This is a genomic window from Companilactobacillus sp. FL22-1 (assembly GCF_043951805.1).
Lineage (GTDB): Bacteria > Bacillota > Bacilli > Lactobacillales > Lactobacillaceae > Companilactobacillus.
The window spans coordinates 63,801-84,369 of the sequence record NZ_JBINJY010000012.1 but is presented as its reverse complement, the minus strand read 5'-3'; the positions used below and the strand labels follow the sequence as shown (position 1 = coordinate 84,369).

The 20,569-nt window shown below is 38.7% G+C and carries 18 protein-coding genes, 26 tRNA genes and 1 rRNA gene; 40 read left to right on the top strand and 5 right to left on the bottom strand.

The genetic code is table 11. The features are described 5' to 3' along the window. Nucleotides 1-50: 50 nt before the first annotated feature. The 27 genes from rrf to ACG72T_RS10740 all read left to right on the top strand — a co-directional run bounded on the left by rrf (nucleotide 51) and on the right by ACG72T_RS10740 (nucleotide 2,663). A 5S ribosomal RNA gene (gene rrf / locus ACG72T_RS10870) occupies nucleotides 51-167 on the top strand. Between the two features lie 11 nt (nucleotides 168-178). Continuing rightward, nucleotides 179-251, top strand: a tRNA-Val gene (locus ACG72T_RS10865). Nucleotides 252-257: 6 nt separating this feature from the next. Beyond that, nucleotides 258-330: transfer RNA gene (locus ACG72T_RS10860), tRNA-Lys, on the top strand. Nucleotides 331-353: 23 nt separating this feature from the next. After that, nucleotides 354-436: transfer RNA gene (locus ACG72T_RS10855), tRNA-Leu, on the top strand. Nucleotides 437-496: 60 nt separating this feature from the next. Continuing rightward, nucleotides 497-569 (top strand) — tRNA-Thr (locus ACG72T_RS10850). A 4-nt stretch (nucleotides 570-573) separates the two neighbouring features. Continuing rightward, a tRNA-Gly gene (locus tag ACG72T_RS10845) sits at nucleotides 574-645 on the top strand. Between the two features lie 14 nt (nucleotides 646-659). Continuing rightward, nucleotides 660-745: transfer RNA gene (locus ACG72T_RS10840), tRNA-Leu, on the top strand. Between the two features lie 13 nt (nucleotides 746-758). After that, nucleotides 759-832, top strand: a tRNA-Arg gene (locus tag ACG72T_RS10835). Between the two features lie 10 nt (nucleotides 833-842). After that, nucleotides 843-916, top strand: a tRNA-Pro gene (locus tag ACG72T_RS10830). A gap of 41 nt (nucleotides 917-957) precedes the next feature. Continuing rightward, nucleotides 958-1,031 (top strand) — tRNA-Met (locus tag ACG72T_RS10825). A gap of 8 nt (nucleotides 1,032-1,039) precedes the next feature. Further along, a tRNA-Ile gene (locus tag ACG72T_RS10820) sits at nucleotides 1,040-1,113 on the top strand. Nucleotides 1,114-1,147: 34 nt separating this feature from the next. Then, nucleotides 1,148-1,221, top strand: a tRNA-Met gene (locus tag ACG72T_RS10815). Between the two features lie 25 nt (nucleotides 1,222-1,246). Beyond that, nucleotides 1,247-1,320 (top strand) — tRNA-Asp (locus ACG72T_RS10810). 48 nt (nucleotides 1,321-1,368) lie between these two features. Continuing rightward, a tRNA-Gly gene (locus tag ACG72T_RS10805) sits at nucleotides 1,369-1,439 on the top strand. A gap of 13 nt (nucleotides 1,440-1,452) precedes the next feature. After that, a tRNA-Ile gene (locus tag ACG72T_RS10800) sits at nucleotides 1,453-1,527 on the top strand. An 8-nt stretch (nucleotides 1,528-1,535) separates the two neighbouring features. After that, nucleotides 1,536-1,623: transfer RNA gene (locus ACG72T_RS10795), tRNA-Ser, on the top strand. Between the two features lie 7 nt (nucleotides 1,624-1,630). Then, nucleotides 1,631-1,702 (top strand) — tRNA-Glu (locus tag ACG72T_RS10790). 48 nt (nucleotides 1,703-1,750) lie between these two features. Next, nucleotides 1,751-1,840: transfer RNA gene (locus tag ACG72T_RS10785), tRNA-Ser, on the top strand. A 32-nt stretch (nucleotides 1,841-1,872) separates the two neighbouring features. After that, nucleotides 1,873-1,946 (top strand) — tRNA-Met (locus tag ACG72T_RS10780). A 24-nt stretch (nucleotides 1,947-1,970) separates the two neighbouring features. Continuing rightward, a tRNA-Asp gene (locus ACG72T_RS10775) sits at nucleotides 1,971-2,044 on the top strand. A gap of 6 nt (nucleotides 2,045-2,050) precedes the next feature. Then, nucleotides 2,051-2,123: transfer RNA gene (locus ACG72T_RS10770), tRNA-Phe, on the top strand. A gap of 4 nt (nucleotides 2,124-2,127) precedes the next feature. After that, nucleotides 2,128-2,210, top strand: a tRNA-Tyr gene (locus ACG72T_RS10765). A gap of 4 nt (nucleotides 2,211-2,214) precedes the next feature. Next, nucleotides 2,215-2,285, top strand: a tRNA-Trp gene (locus ACG72T_RS10760). An 18-nt stretch (nucleotides 2,286-2,303) separates the two neighbouring features. Then, nucleotides 2,304-2,376 (top strand) — tRNA-His (locus ACG72T_RS10755). An 8-nt stretch (nucleotides 2,377-2,384) separates the two neighbouring features. After that, nucleotides 2,385-2,456, top strand: a tRNA-Gln gene (locus tag ACG72T_RS10750). Between the two features lie 19 nt (nucleotides 2,457-2,475). Then, nucleotides 2,476-2,546: transfer RNA gene (locus ACG72T_RS10745), tRNA-Cys, on the top strand. Between the two features lie 33 nt (nucleotides 2,547-2,579). Further along, nucleotides 2,580-2,663 (top strand) — tRNA-Leu (locus ACG72T_RS10740). 209 nt (nucleotides 2,664-2,872) lie between these two features. Here the strand turns inward: ACG72T_RS10740 and ACG72T_RS10735 are convergent. After that, nucleotides 2,873-3,370, bottom strand: a complete 498-nt coding sequence (locus ACG72T_RS10735; RefSeq protein ID WP_395266222.1) for a hypothetical protein — start codon at nucleotides 3,368-3,370, stop codon at nucleotides 2,873-2,875. Nucleotides 3,371-3,587: 217 nt separating this feature from the next. On the opposite strand from ACG72T_RS10735, the gene ACG72T_RS10730 reads away from it, so the two are divergent. The 5 genes from ACG72T_RS10730 (at nucleotide 3,588) to ACG72T_RS10710 (ending at nucleotide 9,872) form a co-directional block, all read left to right on the top strand. Beyond that, entirely contained in the window at nucleotides 3,588-4,079 is a 492-nt protein-coding gene (locus ACG72T_RS10730; protein WP_395266221.1) for a TetR/AcrR family transcriptional regulator, read from the top strand. Nucleotides 4,080-4,355: 276 nt separating this feature from the next. Continuing rightward, a complete protein-coding gene (locus ACG72T_RS10725; RefSeq protein WP_395266220.1) occupies nucleotides 4,356-4,928 on the top strand; it encodes a GNAT family N-acetyltransferase in 573 nt (190 codons plus the stop codon). 350 nt (nucleotides 4,929-5,278) lie between these two features. After that, complete coding sequence (gene treR / locus ACG72T_RS10720) at nucleotides 5,279-5,983, top strand: trehalose operon repressor (RefSeq protein ID WP_395266219.1); 705 nt, start codon at nucleotides 5,279-5,281, stop codon at nucleotides 5,981-5,983. A 28-nt stretch (nucleotides 5,984-6,011) separates the two neighbouring features. Then, entirely contained in the window at nucleotides 6,012-7,529 is a 1,518-nt protein-coding gene (locus ACG72T_RS10715; RefSeq protein WP_395266218.1) for a PTS transporter subunit EIIC, read from the top strand. Nucleotides 7,530-7,544: 15 nt separating this feature from the next. After that, a complete protein-coding gene (locus ACG72T_RS10710) occupies nucleotides 7,545-9,872 on the top strand; it encodes a glycosyl hydrolase family 65 protein (RefSeq protein ID WP_395266217.1) in 2,328 nt (775 codons plus the stop codon). Between the two features lie 128 nt (nucleotides 9,873-10,000). On the opposite strand, the gene ACG72T_RS10705 is transcribed toward ACG72T_RS10710, so the two are convergent. Together ACG72T_RS10705 and ACG72T_RS10700 are read right to left on the bottom strand one after the other, a co-directional pair. Next, entirely contained in the window at nucleotides 10,001-10,549 is a 549-nt protein-coding gene (locus tag ACG72T_RS10705; protein WP_395266216.1) for a hypothetical protein, read from the bottom strand. Next, on the bottom strand, nucleotides 10,549-11,430 hold the full coding sequence (locus ACG72T_RS10700; protein WP_395266214.1) for a Cof-type HAD-IIB family hydrolase: 882 nt from the start codon (nucleotides 11,428-11,430) through the stop codon (nucleotides 10,549-10,551). The genes ACG72T_RS10705 and ACG72T_RS10700 overlap by 1 nt, the downstream gene beginning before the upstream one ends. An 82-nt stretch (nucleotides 11,431-11,512) precedes the next feature. On the opposite strand from ACG72T_RS10700, the gene ACG72T_RS10695 reads away from it, so the two are divergent. The 4 genes from ACG72T_RS10695 to ACG72T_RS10680 are packed head-to-tail and all read left to right on the top strand — an operon-like array spanning nucleotide 11,513 to nucleotide 14,114. After that, on the top strand, nucleotides 11,513-12,208 hold the full coding sequence (locus ACG72T_RS10695; protein WP_395266213.1) for a uracil-DNA glycosylase: 696 nt from the start codon (nucleotides 11,513-11,515) through the stop codon (nucleotides 12,206-12,208). Further along, complete coding sequence (gene pta / locus ACG72T_RS10690; RefSeq protein WP_395266212.1) at nucleotides 12,208-13,176, top strand: phosphate acetyltransferase; 969 nt, start codon at nucleotides 12,208-12,210, stop codon at nucleotides 13,174-13,176. The genes ACG72T_RS10695 and pta overlap by 1 nt, the downstream gene beginning before the upstream one ends. Before the next feature lie 15 nt (nucleotides 13,177-13,191). After that, a complete protein-coding gene (gene tsaE / locus ACG72T_RS10685; protein ID WP_395266211.1) occupies nucleotides 13,192-13,653 on the top strand; it encodes a tRNA (adenosine(37)-N6)-threonylcarbamoyltransferase complex ATPase subunit type 1 TsaE in 462 nt (153 codons plus the stop codon). Continuing rightward, entirely contained in the window at nucleotides 13,650-14,114 is a 465-nt protein-coding gene (locus ACG72T_RS10680; protein WP_395266210.1) for a GNAT family N-acetyltransferase, read from the top strand. Before tsaE ends, ACG72T_RS10680 begins: the two co-directional genes overlap by 4 nt. Here the strand turns inward: ACG72T_RS10680 and ACG72T_RS10675 are convergent. Both ACG72T_RS10675 and ACG72T_RS10670 read right to left on the bottom strand, forming a co-directional pair. Next, entirely contained in the window at nucleotides 14,111-14,647 is a 537-nt protein-coding gene (locus ACG72T_RS10675) for a 3'-5' exonuclease (RefSeq protein ID WP_395266209.1), read from the bottom strand. The genes ACG72T_RS10680 and ACG72T_RS10675 overlap by 4 nt on opposite strands. 3 nt (nucleotides 14,648-14,650) lie before the next feature. Beyond that, entirely contained in the window at nucleotides 14,651-15,412 is a 762-nt protein-coding gene (locus tag ACG72T_RS10670; protein WP_395266208.1) for an exodeoxyribonuclease III, read from the bottom strand. A 112-nt stretch (nucleotides 15,413-15,524) separates the two neighbouring features. Here ACG72T_RS10670 and murB point away from each other — a divergent pair, with 112 nt between their 5' ends. The 4 genes from murB (at nucleotide 15,525) to ACG72T_RS10650 (ending at nucleotide 20,549) form a co-directional block, all read left to right on the top strand. Then, nucleotides 15,525-16,424, top strand: a complete 900-nt coding sequence (gene murB, locus ACG72T_RS10665; RefSeq protein ID WP_395266207.1) for a UDP-N-acetylmuramate dehydrogenase — start codon at nucleotides 15,525-15,527, stop codon at nucleotides 16,422-16,424. Nucleotides 16,425-16,444: 20 nt separating this feature from the next. After that, complete coding sequence (locus ACG72T_RS10660) at nucleotides 16,445-18,565, top strand: cation:proton antiporter (RefSeq protein ID WP_395266206.1); 2,121 nt, start codon at nucleotides 16,445-16,447, stop codon at nucleotides 18,563-18,565. A gap of 75 nt (nucleotides 18,566-18,640) precedes the next feature. After that, a complete protein-coding gene (gene cdaA / locus ACG72T_RS10655) occupies nucleotides 18,641-19,504 on the top strand; it encodes a diadenylate cyclase CdaA (protein WP_395266205.1) in 864 nt (287 codons plus the stop codon). Next, on the top strand, nucleotides 19,482-20,549 hold the full coding sequence (locus ACG72T_RS10650) for a YbbR-like domain-containing protein (RefSeq protein ID WP_395266204.1): 1,068 nt from the start codon (nucleotides 19,482-19,484) through the stop codon (nucleotides 20,547-20,549). Before cdaA ends, ACG72T_RS10650 begins: the two co-directional genes overlap by 23 nt. Nucleotides 20,550-20,569 lie beyond the last annotated feature (20 nt).

Genomic DNA, 20,569 nt, shown 5'->3' with positions numbered 1-20,569 from the left:
AATAATTCATTAACTTAATATCTAGTTTTGAAGGTACGAGTATCATACAGTGTAGTGACGATAGTGAGAAGGATACACCTGTTCCCATGCCGAACACAGAAGTTAAGCTTCTCCGCGTCGAAAGTAGTTGGTGGGAAACTACCCGCGAGGATAGAGAGTCGCTACGCTGTCTCATGATGGAGGATTAGCTCAGCTGGGAGAGCATCTGCCTTACAAGCAGGAGGTCACAGGTTCGATCCCTGTATCCTCCATATCATGAGCCGTTAGCTCAGTTGGTAGAGCATCTGACTTTTAATCAGAGGGTCGACAGTTCGAACCTGTCACGGCTCATTTGCAACATATATACACACCATGCGGGTGTGGCGGAATTGGCAGACGCGCTAGATTTAGGTTCTAGTGTCCATTGGACATGAAGGTTCAAGTCCTTTCACCCGTATTCAATATTGTTGTTGCAATATTGATTTTCATTTAGTAAAATATGAAAGTATCGTTTTATGCCGACTTAGCTCAGTTGGCAGAGCACCTGTCTTGTAAACAGGGGGTCGGAGGTTCGAATCCTCTAGTCGGCATAATGCGGAAGTAGTTCAGTGGTAGAACATCACCTTGCCATGGTGGGGGTCGCGGGTTCGAATCCCGTCTTCCGCTTTCATTATAGTAACGCCGGGGTGGCGGAACTGGCAGACGCACAGGACTTAAAATCCTGCGGTAAGTAATTACCGTACCGGTTCGATTCCGGTCCTCGGCACTATAATGAATATGCACCTATAGCGCAATTGGATAGAGTGTCTGACTACGAATCAGAAGGTTGTAGGTTCGACTCCTACTAGGTGCATTAGTTTTTTCGGGAAGTGGCTCAGCTTGGTAGAGCACCTGGTTTGGGACCAGGGGGTCGCAGGTTCGAATCCTGTCTTCCCGATAGGCAATATTGATTGCCAGCTTTAAAAAAACCCATTTTTTGGCGGTGTAGCTCAGCTGGCTAGAGCGTCCGGTTCATACCCGGGAGGTCGGGGGTTCGATCCCCTCCGCCGCTATTCATTCCGGACCTTTAGCTCAGTTGGTTAGAGCAAACGGCTCATAACCGTTCGGTCGTAGGTTCGAGTCCTACAAGGTCCATCATTGCACGGACCTTGCATTTTATTAATGTTATCGCGGGATGGAGCAGTCTGGTAGCTCGTCGGGCTCATAACCCGAAGGTCGTAGGTTCAAATCCTGCTCCCGCAATTAGTTTTATTAAGAATTAAAATTTGGTTCCTTGGTCTAGTTGGTTAGGACGCCTGCCTGTCACGCAGGAGATCGCGGGTTCGATTCCCGCAGGGACCGTTAGCAAATCGATATGTTTGCTAGGTAGAAGTAGTCGTCAGGTATTATGCGGGTGTAGTTTAGTGGTAAAACCACAGCCTTCCAAGCTGTTGTCGCGAGTTCGATTCTCGTCACCCGCTTTGCCACTTTTATGGGCCTATAGCTCAGCTGGTTTAGAGCGCACGCCTGATAAGCGTGAGGTCGATGGTTCAAGTCCATTTAGGCCCACTATATCTGGAGAAGTACTCAAGTGGCTGAAGAGGCGCCCCTGCTAAGGGTGTAGGTCGCGTAAGCGGCGCGAGGGTTCAAATCCCTCCTTCTCCGTAGATATGACCCCTTGGTCAAGTGGTTAAGACACCGCCCTTTCACGGCGGTAACATGGGTTCAAATCCCGTAGGGGTCATTGATGTGAAAGCATCATTTAGTTATATAGATTTACTATTTAAGCAATGGAGGATTACCCAAGTCCGGCTTAAGGGAACGGTCTTGAAAACCGTCAGGTCGCGAAAGCGGCGCGTGGGTTCGAATCCCACATCCTCCTTAGTGGGTAACAGTTGATTTACTTTTTATTATCGCGGGATGGAGCAGTCTGGTAGCTCGTCGGGCTCATAACCCGAAGGTCGTAGGTTCAAATCCTGCTCCCGCAATTAGCTTCATTAAGAATTAAATTTGGTTCCTTGGTCTAGTTGGTTAGGACGCCTGCCTGTCACGCAGGAGATCGCGGGTTCGATTCCCGCAGGGACCGTTAAATGGCTCGGTAGCTCAGTTGGTAGAGCAATGGATTGAAGCTCCATGTGTCGGCGGTTCGATTCCGTCCCGCGCCATTTTGGAGGGGTAGCGAAGTCTGGCTAAACGCGGCGGACTGTAAATCCGCTCCTTCGGGTTCGGTGGTTCGAATCCACTCCCCTCCATATTAGGGATATAGTTTAAAGGTAGAACTACGGTCTCCAAAACCGTCGGTGTGGGTTCAATTCCTACTATCCCTGTTTCTACCTTTTATCATGGCGGTATTGGTGAAGTGGTTAACACACCGGTTTGTGGCACCGGCACACGTGGGTTCGACTCCCACATACCGCCCTTATTATTGGGTTATAGCCAAGCGGTAAGGCAGTGGACTTTGACTCCATCATGCGCTGGTTCGAATCCAGCTAACCCAATTGTTTTAAAATTGAATATGGCGGTATAGCCAAGTGGTAAGGCAGAGGTCTGCAAAACCTTCATCACCGGTTCAAATCCGGTTACCGCCTTTGGTTATGCTTAAGTAATCACGGTATTAATATGCCGGTGTGGCGGAATTGGCAGACGCGCAGGATTCAAAATCCTGTTCCCACTAGGGAGTATCGGTTCGACCCCGATCACCGGTATTAATTGGTTTTTCAAGCCTTTGCAAAATCAAATATCAGTTAGCTCTAATCGTTGTTATATCAGCGATTAGAGCTTTTTTTCTGTCTCAAAACCAATTACCAAGTGGTCTGGGTATTTGCATGCTTTTTTATAATTTTGCACATTTTCTGCACACCTTTTTACTTCAAAACTGAAAATCAAAAACTTTACTTTAGACTTTCAAATCAAGCTAATTATTTATCTTGGATAAAAGAATTTTGTCAGCCATCATCGAGACGACTTCTCGATTTAAGTATTTTTGATTGAGTCCAAGTTTAACTTGGTCAGCAGTGATTGATGTTTTACCATTGAGAAAACCTTCTACCGATATTTTTTGACCTTTTTTTAAGTGATAATTTGTTTGTCCGGTAACCAAAAAGTACTGATCACTACTCTTGATTGGAGCCAATAGGAGAGTGTATTCGTCAGTATTAGTTAAGGCGAGGTCTCTAATATAAAAGTTCTTTAAGGTCACATTCATAAATAAATCAACACTTTCATACTGTTCCATGGAAGTTAAGTCTAATTTATTTGATATGTCAGGATACTTATCAGAAGTCTTTTTTCTTTTTGTTTTAGAGGCTCTAACAGCCGTGCTAACGATGTTTTCGGCTTGGTTAGTATTACTGATGGAAATGTTTGATAAAAGCAATATACCGGTTAATAGAGCAATTTGTTTGCGATTCATAATCTCCCTCCTAAGATCTCTTTTGCCAAAGTATAAATCTAACTATGATGTCTATAGAAGAAAAATGAACAATTATAATTTGATAACTTTTAACTTTTTATTTATAGTGTGGTCAAATTACCATAATAAATTAAATTAAAAATCGTCAAAAACTTGTTTCTAAAAAAATTTCACTTTGTTATTATTACGACATAAAAATTACAAAGGAGATTATTTGATGAAACAGACTGCTACCTTACTGATTCAGACAGTTTATAAAGAGCTATCCAAAGGTCGAGTAGACAATTTTACGATCGTAGAATTAGCAAAATGTGCAGGGGTTAATCGGGGAACGATTTATTATAATTTTGAAACAATTGAAAATATTTATCAGGAAGTTTTTGAAAAGATTATCTTAAAAGAAATAACGACTAACAGTAATAGTTTTGAGGATTTGATCAAACATTTCATCGAATATGTAAATAATAATAAAATCTTTTGTTTAAATTTGTATTATCAAACGGCATTTACATTGCGACATGCTAATGTAATTGATTTATTGAATGACTTATTGGTGAAATATACTGATGAGCAAGAGGCAATCGTAAAGACAGAATTGATAACTGGTTATATTGGAATTATCGAGGGCTGGTTTAACACGGAATTATTGATTGACAGTTACATTATCCAGAAGCAATTATTGAAGTATCATGTTGGGACTAGTGAGTGATTTTGAACAGTTTTTAGAATATGTTCAAATTTGAACATTTTCAGAAAATTGTTTATATAAAAATGAAAGAAGGCTCGTTATTATAAAGAAGTAGTCAGGTCACTATGAAATATTTCATGGATCTAACTATTTCTAAAATTAAAATAAGGAGATTTACGGATAACAGCCTTAAATATTCGGCAATGATTCTGGACAAATCATTGCCTTTTTTACGTCTATATCAATCAAATTTGAGAAAAATTATAATTCATGTATTATATATATCGAGGTGAAAAAATGTTTAGATACGCAAAAGAAGACGATGCCGATCAGATATTACCGATATTATTTCAAATCTTCGATGAAATGGAATTAGATGTTTTTCAAGAAGTCGGCGATGAGAAAATGGCAGAAGTCATCAAAGAAGGATTTTTCCAACCAGGTTATCGTTACGGGATGGAAAATATCTTAGTCAACGAGCAAGAGGGAAAAATCGTTGCCATAATGGTCGGTTACCCTGAGGATCAAGAAGATGGTATTGACAAGCCGCTGATTAAAATTATGCATAAGCATGGAATCAAAGAGAAAAATCTCTTCAACGATAAGGAAGCTTGGCCAGGCGAATGGTATTTAGATTCATTCGCGGTCGCTCCTGACTATCAAGGCAAAGGAATCGGAACTAGAACGATGCAACATTTTATTGAAGTTGTGCGTGAACGTGGTGAGAAGATTCTAAGCTTGAACGTTGATGTAAATAATGATCCAGCCAAACATGTCTATGAAAAGACTGGCTTTAAGAAAGTTGGTCAATTGTATATTGGTAGTCACTTGTATGATCATATGCAATATGACTTAACTGTGAAAGACTAAATACTTCCCAAAATACTCTTGGAAAGTTAAAAACAAAACGTAACTTTTGAAGCATTATCTGATGATCTTAAAAGATCACTAGGTAATGCTTTTTTATTAGTCAAATAATATAAAAAATTTGAAATAGACTTTTAAATAATTGATTGAAATTAAGTCTATGAATCTTTATGCTGATAATATATTTAGCAATTCATGCCATAATAAAAAAATATTTTAAAAACTTGTCTAGGTTTAGCTGTAGGCTATGGCGCTGTTGGCAACTAACTTGTCTAGGTTTTTACGATTATCGCTTCGTCAAGCATGTGTAAGCGGTTACTAACTGTGGTAATCTAGGAATTGTTGGAGGGCATATGAAGAAATATCTGACAATATATCACGACTTATTAAATGATATTCAAATCAAAAAATATCGTTCTGGAGAGATTCTTCCCAGTAATCAACAACTAGTGATGCGTTATCGAGTATCCCGGGAAACGGTACGCAAGGCTATGCAACTGTTAGCTGACGAAGGTTATATTCAGACTATTCGGGGAAAAGGAAGTTTGGTATTAAGTAAGAAAAGATACTTGTTCCCCGTTTCCTCAATTAAAAGTTATAAAGAAATTGTCAATGATAGTGGTTTAAGTTCAGTCAATCGTATTTTAAGAATTCAAAACCATGTCTTAGTTCCAGAACGATTGCTTTTTGGATCACCGGCCATTTATGCCAATTTAGTTGTCCGTGAACGAATCGTTAACGGACTGCCCACGATTCTTGACTATGATTATGTTAGTGAAGAGGTAGTTAAGGAAATTCCGTTGACAGCAGCTCAAGATTCACTTTTTAAATATTTTGAGGATGAGCTAGGGTTGACGATTGACTACGCGGTCAAGCATCTTACGGTTGAAAGTGCTGATTACGATGACTGTGAAAATCTGAAAATTGAGCAGTCGATTCCGATAGTGGTCGTTCGTAGTGAAACTCATTTAACTGACAGTCGAATATTGTCATATACCGAATCACGACATCGTGCTGATAAGTTTAGCAGTGTCGAATTTGCACGAAGACACCATTAGTGTCAACTACATAAGGGGGTTGAATAATATGTCGAAAAAGAAGGATTACGCCGCTCTAGCATCAGAAATTATTGCTGGTGTTGGGGGAGTCGAAAATATTAACAAAGTTATCCACTGTATTTCTCGTTTGAGATTTTATCTAAAAGATGAAAAAAAGGCCCAAACAGAAAAGATTACAGCTTTAGATGGTGTTGCCGGTGCTTTATATAATGCGGGTTTGGGACAGTATCAAGTTGTAATTGGACCAGCCGTTACTGATGTTTACGATGAAGTTATCAAACAATTAGGTGCAGGTTTTGCGGACGATGATGCAACTAAATCAGCTGTTGCTGAAACTGAGGGAACAGAACAAAAAGCTGAACGTCCTAAGAACCTTTGGGGTTGGATTGCAAGAGGATTCCAAGTTTTAATTGGAACAATTACTGGCTCCATGATTCCAATCATTGGATTGTTAGCTGCATCTGGTATTTTGAAAGGATTCTTAACTTTATTTACATTCAACTTAAATTTGATCAACACTAAGTCGACAACTTATATCATTATTAATGCCATGGGCGATTCGGCCTTTTATTTCTTACCAATTTTGGTTGGATTCTCTGCTGCGAAACAATTGCGTTCAGATCCAATCGTTGTTGGAGCAATAGCAGGTGTCTTGGTACATCCAACTATTGCTGCACTCTGGGCTGCTCCTACTAAAGGGATGGCCACATTCTTAGGTATTCCAATGAATGCTGAATTCTTTGGTTTACCAATTCATATCCCACAGTATACATACTCAATTTTCCCAATTATCTTCGCTGCTTGGTTGGCAAGACCAGTAGGTAATTGGCTCAAGAAAGTTTTACCTTTGAGTCTTCGTTCCATTTTACAACCTTTATTTACACTCTTTATCGTTGCTACAGCGGTTTTAGTAGTTATGGGACCAGTTATTTCCTTGATTTCAAGTGCCTTGGCAACTCTAATCAATGCCTTAGTTACAACTAATGAAGCCATTGCTGGATTAGTAATCGGTGGTTTATATCAAGTGCTGGTTATCTTTGGTTTACACTGGATGGTCGTGCCAATTGTTTCAAACGATATCGCAATGACCGGACATTCAGTTTTGAATGCTTTGATCAACTTTACAATGATTGCTCAAGGTACTGGTGCTTTAGCCGTCTGGGTTAAGTCAAAACGTGCTGATATCAAAGGTTTGTCTTTAGCTGGTGCTCTATCAGGTTATGCCGGTGTTACTGAACCTGCAATGTATGGTATTAATTTGAAATATGGTCACGTCTTCTGGATGGCTAATATCGGTGGTGCTGTCGGTGGTTTAATCGCCGGATTGATGAAGATTGATATGTTTGGTTTCACAGGTTCATTGATCGGTTTCCCATCATTCTTCTCAAAGACAAATCCTAACAATATTTGGGCTTTCGTGATTGCTAGTGCGGCCACAATTGTTGTTTCCTTTATCTGTGTTTACTTTTGGGGTTACAGTGATGCTGACTTAGCAAAGGTTAAGGCTGCTCAAAAGAAGAATGTTTTCAAAGACGCAACTAAGTAAAAGGAGACTAATATCATGACAGAAGATTGGCAAATTGATTATCAAGATGTACCAACAGGCACTAAGTCATATGGACAAGAAGCACTCTTGACATTAGGCAATGGCTATCTTGGTTGGCGTGGTGCTTCGGTGACTAGTCGTTATAGTGAAGATCATTATCCAGGTCTTTATATTGCGGGTGTATTTAATCAAACCAGTACAACCGTCAATGGTCATCAAGTTATCAATGAAGATCTAGTTAATTTTCCCAATCCTCAGTTATTGAAATTAACGGTTAATAATGAATCGGTAATCATGCCTTATCAACAGAGACATGCTCAGTTGGATATGAAACATGGTTGTCTGATTGAAGAAACAACATTTTCACTCGGTGAAGGACACTTGTTTTTGAAGACGACGAAAGTATGTAATCCGGTGTCATATCATCAACTTGGTCTAAAGATTGAATTAAGCTTAGATTTTTCTGCACAAGTAAAAATCGAATTGATTATTGATGGGGCGATTCAGAATCAAAACGTTGCTCGGTATCGTAAATTCAATAGTCAAGAATTTCAATTAATTGCTGGTAATGGCAATATTTTACAAGGGCAAACTTTACAATCCCAAATAAGTTTTGCAATTGGGGCAAAGACAACTAGTAGCAAAGCTGACTTTAAGACATTACATTTGCCAGATAAAGTTATCGATCAAGCACAGGTCAATTTATCCAAAAATGAACCAATTACGATCGAACGGATCATGTCCGTGGCTACTAGTCATGAGTCAGCTGACTTTCTAGCAATAGTACAAAATGATTTGCAAGAGGGCAGTTATACAGATATTTATCAAACGAGTGTCAATCATTGGCAAGAATTTTGGCAAGATTCAGATGTTTTCTTAAAGTCGACTGAATCGGATATTCAAAAATTAGTTCGTTTGAATATTTTTCAGCTGCATCAGGCCGCTCAAAAGGAATCTAATCCAGACTTTGACGCCTCAGTGGGTTCGCGTGGTCTCACTGGTGAAGGTTACAGAGGACATATCTTTTGGGATGAATTGTTCTTGGTTCCTTATTATGCGGCTAATGATCCAGAAGCTGCCAAAGCTATAATCAAGTACCGAATTAAGCGTTTGAAAGCAGCTCAGAAAAATGCCGAGTTGCAAAGAGAAGCTGGCGCAATGTATCCTTGGCAATCTGCATCAGTTGGAGATGAACAAGCTCAGTTTATTCACTTCAACCTCTTGTCTAACACGTGGTATCCAGATAATTCACGTCTGCAACGGCATGTGTCTTTGGCGATTATCTACGATTTGTGGAGCTATACTCAAATAACTGGTAATAATGATTTGCTTTTGAACGGTGGCTTGGAGATGCTACTGGAAACAAGCAAGTTTTGGCTCAACAAAGTGCAATACGATGGCGAAAAGTATCATTTGTCGGGAGTTATGGGTCCAGATGAATTCCATGAAGCTTATCCAAATGCCAAGACTGGCGGTTTGTCGGATAATGCATATACTAATTTGATGTTAGCATGGTCTTTGTCGTGGCTTTTAAAACTACGTGATACTATGGCTAAAGATTTTGTCAAAATTGCTAAAAAGACTGATTTTACTGACAATCTGCTTGAAAAAGCTGTTGAAGTCAGCCATAAACTGGCACTTTATATAACTGAAGATGGAGTAATTGAACAATACAATCATTATTTTGCTTTGAAAGAGTTAGATTTACCGGCATACGCCAAAAAATATGGTGATATTCATCGGATCGACCGTATCTTAATTTCCGAAGGAAAAGTGGCTGATGATTATCAAGTCGATAAACAAGCTGATACTTTGATGATGGTATATAACCTTGGTATTAAGACCATGGCGCAAACGATTGAAAAGTTAGGTTATCATCTTCCAACTGAATGGTTATTACAGAATCGTGATTACTATTTGGCCAAGACTGTTCATGGTTCAACAGTTTCACGTCCAGTTTATGCTAGTGTCGATATGGCGATTAATGAATGTAATGCTGCTTGGGAAAAGTTAAAAGTGGCCATCAAGTCAGATTATGATGATATTCAAGGTGGGACCACGGCTGAGGGCATTCATACTGGCGTTATGGGAGCAATTCTAACCGTTATAACGCGTGACCTTGCCGGAGTTTATTGGTCAGATAAGATGTTGACAGTTGAACCAAAGCTACCAGACGAAGTGACTAATTTAGCTTTCAAACAGACCTATCAAGGTGTAAAGTATCATTTTACTTTGCAAAAGGATAAGTTGACGATTGAAGCTGATCAATCAACTTTAGTTAAGGTGATGGGAAAAACAGTTGAATTGTCGGCAAATGATCCTCAAATTTTTGGGATTGCTTAGTTTAGTTTCTGATAGTTTTATACTTGATCGTGTTAGTAGATTAATTCTACTGGCACGATTTTTTTTGATAATTTTAGTCACAAAAATACCTCCAAAGTCGTGATAACTTTGGAGGTATAGGTTAAGTTTTATTCGCATTTATTTTTAAAATTATTCAAATAGGACATTTTTGATTTCATTTCCAATTTATCCAAGTCAGTTTTTGGCGCCAATATCGGTAGTTTGATGTATTTATCCAAGAAAATTGCAAGAAGAGTTCCCATCGGTCCATCGTCCATATTTTCGAAGATCAATTCTAACCCAGGATGGCCCTGACTTAAAATAGTTGGTTGTACCTTCAAGATCTCTTGACCACCTTTGGTCACGTGGTAATCTGAATTGACTAAATCACCAACCACATTCCAATTGGCCTTGCTGAGGTAAACGTACTTCAAATCAATCATCGGTAGGGCGTTGATGGTAGCTTTTTCTTCGCCATTTATTTCAATGGAGTAAATCTTCAAAAAATTATTTTTTAATTTGATTTCACCAATTAACGTATTTAAGCGATTGTACAATTTGATCAAAAAAGGATTGTCTTTGTCACGAGAAGCAATAAAAGTGGTTTCCTTATTTTGATTTGCGATAACCAGAATATTACCAACAGCTAGATCTGCTTTTCGAATGTAGAGTTCCATTATTGACCCTGTTTCTGATTATCAGCGATAGTTTTCTCGATAATTTTAGCGACACCATCGTTGATATTACTGTCAGTTTCAACTTGAGCAAGTTCTTTAATGGCAGGGATGGCATTAGCCATAGCAACACCAGTTCCAGCATCGCGAATCATCGAATAATCATTGAGATTATCACCGATAGCCATAATTTCTTCTGGTAAAATATTCTTGTTGTCGGCGTATTGTAAAAGGGCAATTCCCTTTTGAGCATCAATACTATTAACTTCTACGTTATTTGGTGAAGAAGATGTGACGACGACGTCTTTAACCTTCTTAGTAATTTCTTTTTTTAATGGGGCGAGGACTTTATATTGGTGTTCATTGAAACCAATTAGCTTCATGATCTTGTAAGAATCATTATTAAGAATATTGTCAAAGCTATCAACAAAATTCATTGGCATCATTTTAACCCGTTCCTGGGTATCTTTTAAGGCTTGTTTGTAAGTGGTGCCAGGATTAAGTTTAACTAGCAAATTGGCTAAATTAGTTACTCGTGCTTCACGGTCGTTTGAAAAAATACCTTTATCAGTAACGATTTCAAAGTAGACATGATATTTATTAAAAATTTCGGTAACGGCTTTTTGAGATGATTTAGACAAGGGATTACTTGAGATCATCTGACCTTTGGTATCGAAAACTTCGGCTCCGTTTAAGGTTATGAAACCAGGGTGAACATGATTTTGTAAGAAAGGTTTGGCTTCACTTAACCCGCGGCCAGTAGCAATTAGAAATTCAATGCCATTTTTTTCGGCATCTTTAATTGCTTGAATATTGCGATCTGAAACTTCCATTTTTTCATTTAACAATGTGCCATCCATATCGGATGCAATCAATTTAATCATAAAGTTCCCTCCGAGTGCGTTATGCTATAAGTGAATGTTACCATATTTTAGGTGATTTATTTTAAAACAGGCAGGTGTAAATTTGAAAACCTTAATAAAAAATGATTGGCAAGAAGTGTTGAATGGAGAATTCGACAAGCCATATTATGAAGAATTACGAGAATTTTTGGTTAATGAATATAATACCCAAACGATATATCCAGAGATGCATAAGATATATCAAGCATTTGACTGGACACCATTTTCGGATACTAAGGTAGTTATCTTGGGACAAGATCCTTATCACGAACCTAATCAAGCCATCGGTTGTAGTTTTGCAGTTGCACCTGGTGTGACAATACCACCATCTCTGCGCAATATCTACAAAGAATTACAAGATGATGAGGGCTGTACTCCTGTCAATCACGGTTATCTAAAAGCTTGGGCTCAACAGGGTGTATTATTGTTGAACTCGGTTTTGACAGTTAGAAGAGGTCAAGCCAATTCGCATAAAGGACACGGTTGGGAAAAGTTGACTGACTATGCGATTCAAGCCTTATCAGAACGTGGTGGCGTGGTCTTCTTATTGTGGGGCAATGCTGCAAAAAGCAAAATTCCTTTAATTGATGAATCAAAAAATACGATTATTTCCTCGACCCATCCCAGTCCCTTCGCGGCTCGCTATGGATTCTTCGGTTCTAAGCCATTTTCTAGAGCAAATAAAGCGCTTTTAAACTATAATGAAGAAGTAATTAATTGGCAATTACCAGAACGTGCCGATGAAACGGAGGAAAAGTAATGGATTTATTTGAAAGCCTAAAAAGTAAAATTGACGGGAAAAATTTAACAATTGTTTTCCCAGAAGGTGAAGAACCTAGAATCTTGGGGGCCGCAACTCGACTAAAGAAAGAAAACATTCTCCAACCAATTTTAATTGGGAATGAAACTGAAATTAACAAAATTGCAGACGAAAAGTCATTTGATTTAACTGGTATTGAAATTATTGATCCTAAGAATTATGCCGATTTTGACACGATGGTGGATAAATTTGTTGAACGTCGTAAAGGTAAAAACACCAAAGAACAAGCTGAAACAATGTTACTAGACAGCAATTACTTTGGTACCATGTTAGTTTATCTTGATAAAGCTGATGGAATGGTATCTGGAGCAATTCATTCAACTGGTGATACTGTTAGACCTGCTTTGCAAATTGTTAAGACTGCACCAGGCAATTCTCGTATCAGTGGTTCTTTCATTGTGCAAAAAGGCGACGAAAGATATCTATTTGCCGATTGTGCAATCAATATTAACCCTAATGCTCAAGAATTAGCTGAAATTGCTGTGCAAACGGCTAATAATGCTCAACTATTCGATATCGACCCTAAAGTTGCTATGTTAAGCTTTTCAACTAAGGGTAGCGCTAAGAGCGATGAAGTAACTAAAGTAGCTCAAGCTACAAAGATTGCTCAAGAATTAGCACCAGATTTGCCATTAGATGGTGAACTTCAATTTGATGCGGCCTTTGTACCAACTGTTGCTGCTCAAAAAGCTCCGGGCTCAAATGTTGCCGGACATGCAAATGTTTTTGTCTTCCCAGAACTTCAATCTGGTAATATCGGGGTTAAAATTGCCCAAAGATTCGGTGGCTTTGAAGCCATCGGACCTGTTTTACAAGGACTTGCTAAGCCAATTTCTGACTTATCACGTGGCTGTGTTGAAGAAGATGTCTATAAGTCAGCAATTCTAACTGCTGCTTTAGCACTTTAGAATTAAGGAGGAACCATGCCTGAATATCAATTAACAACGAACTCATATGAAGAAACTGAAAAATTGGGCGAAAAGATTGCCGCTTTGTTGCAGCCAGGGGATGTCATTGTTTTAAATGGCGACTTAGGTGTTGGCAAAACGACATTGACGCGTGGATTAGCACGTGGTTTGGGCATCAAACGTAATGTTAAGAGTCCCACATTTACCTTGATTCGTGAATACAACGATGGCAAAATGCCACTTTACCATATGGATGCGTATCGTCTAGAAAGTAGTCCTGATGAAGATTTAGGTTTTGATGAATACTTCCATGGCAACGGTGTAACCATCGTTGAATGGCCTCAGTTTATTAAAGATGAGATTCCTGATGACCATTTGTCGATCAATATCAAACGTCTGTCCGACACTAAACGAGAGATTGTTTTCAAGCTTCATGGTGAAGCCTTCAATGATCGTGGCTTTGGTGATTTAAAATGAGTGATCAATTAAAATTACGAGAAGCAATTCCGGCAGATGCCAAATCATTATTGGATTTTCTCAAAAAAGCTAGTCAGCAGAGTGATTTCATTATATTTGATGATATTAAGGATGTTTCAGTTCAAGCAGAGGCTGATTCATTGGCAGAGATTTTTGACTCTGTGACTGATGAATTGATTGTGGCACAATTAGATGAGCAAATTATTGGTTTTTGCCGCTTAGAGAAAGTCAGTGCTCAAGAGGCCGAATTCGGTGTGGTAGTTGACAAAGAATTTTGGCATAACGGTATCGCAACGTATTTGTTAGAAGATGCCTTGGATTGGGCTGCAGAATCGGAACTACAAACAATTATTTTAGAAGTATATAAAGACAATTCAGTAGCAATTCATTTGTATCAAAAATTTGGTTTTACGATTGAATCGGAAACAGAAAAAACTTATCAAATGAAAAAGATGGTTTAGCTTGTTAGCTTAACCATCTTTTTTATTTGTTCGGTTCCAAATTCTTGTTCAGTTCTCAAGAGGATTTCCGCACAAGCAACGCTATCAGCAAGCGCATTGTGGTGATTTCTCAAGTCGATGTTCAAGGCATCAGAAACGGTATTTAATTTGTGATTTGGAAATTGTGGATAAAATTTGCGACTTGTTCGTAAAGTATCGATCGTCAGATACTTGGGAACCATGATTCCGTAATTTGATAAGGTATTTTTTAGCACACTATTGTCGAAACTAGCATTATGAGCAGCCACTAAGTGTCCATTATCAAAGAGTGTGTTAATGTGCGGCCAAACTTGGTCAAAAGTTGGAGCGTCCGCCACATCTTCTGGTCTAATATGATGAATTTGGATATTGCGGGGACTGAAATATTCTTGCGGATTGATCAAGGTGTAAAAGCTGTCGACAATTTTACTGTCACGAACAAGGACCAAGGCTAAAGAACAAGCACTGCTGCGACTGCCATTAGCCGTTTCAAAATCCATTGAGACAAAATTCATTAATTAGTTCTCCTTAATATTTAGATCTAATTCAATCGGACAATGATCAGAACCGTAAATATCATTCAAAATATCGGCGCTTTTGATCAGGTTCTGTCCATTGTTTGAAACTACGAAATAATCGATTCGCCAACCAGCATTATTTTTCCGAGCATTGAAACGGTAGCTCCACCAAGAATACTTGATTGTTTCGGGATGTAGAAATCTGAAACTGTCGGTAAATCCACTCTTGAGTAATTCGGTGAATTTTTCCCGTTCCTGGTCAGAGAAGCCCGGATTCTTGTGATTTGATTGGGGATTTTTTAAGTCGATTTCCTCATGGGCAACGTTTAAATCGCCGCAGAGAACAACTGGCTTATCAGCGGATAATTTTAACATATAATCTCTCAGAGCATCGTCATAACGCATCCGATAATCGATTCTTTTAAGTTTTGGTTGTGAGTTAGGCGTGTAACTGTTGATCAAATAAAAATCTGGAAATTCTAAAGTTATCGTTCGGCCTTCGTCATCAAATTCTGAAATATCCAATCCCGTTGTAACGTTCAGAGGTTCTTGTTTAGTGAAAATTGCTGTACCAGAGTAACCCTTTTTTTGAGCATAAAAGAAGTATTGATGATAACCGGGTAAGTCTAAATCAATCTGACCTTCTTGTAGTTTAGTCTCTTGAATACTGAAGATATCAGCATCTAAACTTTGAAAAGTTTCCATAAAATCTTTTTTGACTACAGCTCTCAAGCCGTTGACGTTCCAAGATATAAGTTTCATAACATCACCTCGCCATAATTATAGCATTATTGTGATACCAGTTAGTTCGTTATGGGCTTAACTATGTGATAAAATTAAACGTAAGTCTAAGTAGTTAAAAGGATGATGAATATTGAAGTTTCCAGTTGAAAAATTACCAAATATTGAATTTAAGTTAGATGAACCACTCAGCAAGTATACCTTTACGAAAACTGGGGGACCCGCTGACGTATTAGCCTTTCCAAAAACACGTGAGGAATTGGTTGAGATTGTTGATACTGCAAGAACTAATCAAGTTCCCATCACGGTAATTGGCAATGCCAGTAATTTGATCATAAAAGATGGTGGAATTCGTGGAATCGTGATTATTTTACCTAACTTCCATCGAATCGAGGTTTCTGAGACAAAAGTGACTGCCGAAGCTGGAGCAACAATTATTAATACTACTATCGCTGCTCAAAAAGCTGGTCTGACCGGAATCGAGTTTGCGGCTGGTATTCCTGGTAGTGTCGGTGGAGCGGTCTTCATGAACGCCGGAGCCTATGGTGGCGAGATTAAAGATGTGTTTGAGTCAGCTGAAGTCTTATTGCCGGATGGACATATCACTACTTTGACGCATGAGGATATGAATTTTAGTTACCGTCACAGTACCGTTCAAGACGACGGTGGTATCGTTATAAGCGCTACGTTCGCCTTGAAACGTGGCAACAAAGTTACGATTCAAGAGGAAATGGATCGTTTAAATGAGTTGAGACGTTCCAAGCAACCACTTGAATATCCATCTTGTGGAAGTGTCTTCAAGCGTCCTAAAGGCCACTTTACGGGACCATTGATCATTAAAGCTGGTTTACAAGGTAAAATAATTGGTGGAGCGCAAGTTTCAATGAAGCATGCTGGTTTTATCGTTAATATTAAACATGCCACCGCAACTGATTATTTAGACTTAATTCATTTGATCCAGAAAACGATCAAAGAGAAATTTGATGTTGAACTTCAAACCGAAGTTCGTATTATTGGTGAAGAAAAAAAATAACGAAATGGTAGGTGATGTCTGTGGAAATAATTGAATCAATTCTTTTGATTCTTTCACTTTTGATTGTTGCCAATATAATTAGCCATTACTTTGTATCAATTCCACCCAGTCTGCTGCAGATATCGGCAGGTGTTTTGGCGGCATTAATTATTCACGTCAAGATATATGTCAACACTGAGTGGTTTTTGCTTGCCTTTATTGCACCGATCCTATTCAATGATGGAAATAATTTTCCTAAAAATGAATTGTGGAAATTAAAGGGCCCTATCTTAGGAAATGCAATCGTCTTAGTAATTGTTTCGACGCTTTTGGGTGGCGTTTTTGTAAAATGGTTGTTACCGACTCTACCTTGGGCAACTGCGTTTACTTTGGTGGCAGTATTGTCGCCAACTGATCCTATCGCGGTTCAATCAATTGCCCAAAAAGCTCACATTCCTGATAAATTGATGCATTTGATCAGTGGCGAAAGTTTGATCAACGACGCTTCGGGATTGATCTGCTTTAAATATGGAGTCGCGGCTACGGTGACAGGAATGTTCTCCTTAAAAGATGCCACAATGGACTTTTTCTATATCTCAATCGTAGGTGCTTTAGTTGGTGCAGTGATGATTTGGATTTTTAATGGAATCAGATTGTACTTGATGAACCAAGGCGTTGACGACTCAATTTTACATGCCATTATTCAAATTATTATTCCTTTTATAATTTATTATGCTGCCGAAGATCTGTTCAAAGTCTCAGGTGTTGTAGCGGTTGTGATTGCAGGAATATTGAACATCTCTTCTAACCGAAGTTTCAGTAGTTTTACTCCGGAAATTCAACTGATCACTTCTCGGACTTGGAATCTGGTGGTGTATGTGTTGAACGGCTTTGTCTTTGTCTTGTTGGGAATTGAAATTCCTTTTGCAATGGAAGAATTAGTTCATAACGATAATATCAACACCATCGGAGCGGCCTTTTTAGCGTTGGTTATTTGGATCATGCTAGTCGTGATCAGAGCCAGTTGGAGTTATTTGTATGCAACCTTTTGGAATAACTCAGCAGGGGAAAAGATTGTTCTATGGTCGAAATCCCGGCTAGATGATTGCTTAATGTCAGGTATTTCTGGAGTTCGTGGAGCGGTTACGATGGTTGGTGTTTTATCGCTGCCATTAACGATTAAGGGTGGTGCACCATTTCCCGCTAGAACCTTATTGTTGTTCTTAGCAAGCGCAGTGATTATTTACAGTTTGTTAGGTGCTACGATTCTGATTCCACTGATGACTAAAAATACCGCTCCGGTTGCTTATCGTGGGAATACCTTTGTTTCTGATGAATCAAATAATGATGAACAGACAGATGGCAATACGGTTGAGTTGACACAAACTGAAGCTAACCGAGTGGTTTTAGACAAAACGGTCAAAAAGTTACGTTCGGAAATGGACGATGGCGATGTTTCGGTATATTCAGCCGTGATAGGTGAATATTTATCTGATATTCGTAATTTGAGTATGAACGGTAGCAACTTTGGAACGGTGACCCAAATTAGCAAACGCCATGTTAAAGGTAAAAAGGATGCTGAGCTGTGGGACATTTGTTTCAACTGTGAATTAGAAGCACTAGATGATCTCTATACCAATCATGAGATTTCAACTGAAGCCTATAATCAAGCCAGCCGCAAGATTTCTAAATATAAAAAGGAAATTGTTCATCGTAATTATAATGCGACAGTCGAGTTCTTTATCGGATATTTTCGCAGAACTTACTTAACAATCAGGCGCTGGGTCTATCGCTCTGTTAAGCATGAGAATTTACGTCAGATCAATCAAGAAATGATCAAGATTTCAAAAAGCGGTGCGCAAAGAGCGTTAGCTAAGTTGAAAGAATTGAGTCAAGCCGATAATGCTGGCTTTTCAGATAATCTGTTGTACATTTTCCAACGTCATTACGAGGATCGTTTAGAGTTACTGCAAGGCAAATATCGTGGTCAATCACCGCAATTCAATAGCGAACGCGTTGCTTTGGAAGTGAAAGCTCTAAGTTATCAGCGAGCTTTTGTTCAGGACATGTTGGAGCAAGGTAAAATTAGCAAGAATACTGCGAATGAATTGCGTCAAAATATTAATTATAGTGAAGAAGTTTTGAATATAGATACTGATTGATATATCAAATTTGGTGAACTTTTATAATTTTTATTGTTTGTTATAATTAGTTCGAACTGCTAAGGAGCTAGAGAAATGAATTTTATACCAAGCAATATATTTACGTGGCAGAACTTGGCTAACTTGGTTGATATCCTAGTAGTCTGGTATTTTCTGTATAAAGTTCTGTCGATGTTACGAGGAACAAAAGCGGTCCAGCTTCTGAAAGGAATTGTGATCATCTTTGTAATCAAGATGGTTAGTTGGGCATTAAACCTGCATACAGTTTCTTTCTTAATGGATCAGTTGATCAATTGGGGAATTATTGTGATCGTGATAATTTTCCAGCCCGAAATTCGTCGTGGATTGGAACATTTAGGACGACTGCCATTATTCAGTTCAACGAGTAATGAAGAAGGCAAAACAAAGAATCATCTGATTGAAAGTTTAGATCAGGCGATTCAATACATGAGTAAGCGTAGAATTGGTGCTTTGATAACTTTAGAGATGAATACTGGTTTGGAAGAATATGTCGAGACTGGTATTGATCTAGATGCTGAAGTTACAGGCGCTTTGTTGATTAATATTTTTATCCCTAATACACCTTTGCATGATGGAGCCGTCATTATTCGGAATAACCGGATTTCAGTTGCGGCCGCATACTTGCCTTTGTCAGAAAGCAATACGATTCCTAAGAAATTAGGGACAAGACATCGAGCTGCGGTTGGTATCAGTGAAGTGACAGATGCAATTACGATCGTCGTTTCTGAGGAGACAGGTGGCGTAATGATCACAAGAAACGGTCATATGATGCTTGATCTTTCACGCGAAGACTACTTGAAATATCTTCACGCACAATTAAAGGATCCGAATGAAACTGAAAATCATTCCTTGCTAGATTTCTTTAAGATCGGTCGCAAGAAGAAGGAGGGGCAAGATGATAAAGAAAATAATCAATAGTAATTATTTCTTTGCACTCATCGCATTAGGTTGCGCCCTGTGGTTATTCTTCTATGTCAGCACACCCGGTGTAGGATCCACTCGAGATACTAATCAATCCAATATTTCAACTGTAACGAAAAAAGTTACGTTAACCGTACCTTTACAGTTACAGGCTGATGTTAATAAGTATTACATTACCGGTTATCCTGAGAACGTAAAGATTACCATCGAGGGACCATCAGCTTTAGTTACCGCAACCAAAAATACCCAGAACTTTAATTTGTATTTAAATCTGAAAGACTTATCAATCGGTCAACACCGAGTTCAAGTCAAAGAATCAGGCTTAAACAGCGAATTGACCTACAGTATAAAACCTAAGTATGTGGATGTTAATATCCAACATCGGGTCACTAAGAAATTTGCTGTTCAAGTGGACTACAATAAGGAGTCATTAGCAACCGGCTATGAGGCTGGAAAGACTGATATTTCTCCTGAAACTGTGACAGTTACTGGTGCTTCGTCAGAAATTAGTAAAATTGATAAGGTAATTGTAAAACCAATTTTGCCAAAAGGAATAAAATCGACCTTTGATCAAGAAGTTTTAGTGCAAGCACTCGATAAAAATGGTAAAACAGTAAATGTGACATTGGATCCACAAACGGTACACGTTAAAATTCCAATTTCAATTCAAAGCAAACAAGTATCCATCAACCTAAAACAACAGGGGAATTCTAATAATTCGAGTTTCTCGCTTGAATCTGATGTGAAAAGCATTAGAATTTTCGGGACGCAGGATCAGATAGATGCAATCAATGATTCAGTTGATATTCCAATCGACGTGAGTGATGTCACCGGAAATACCAAGAAGTCAATTGATTTAGGTAATGCTTTGGGAAGTAAGGTTGCCTTTACGGATCCAGAAACTATCACTGTGACGATTACTGCTAGTTCATCCGGCAGTAGTTCAAGCAATAATAGTACTAATACTGATAATAGTAGTAGTACAGACAATAATAATTCGTCGAATAACAACTCGACTGAAGATAATAATAGCGAACAATAATACGCTGGGGGTAGTTTTTC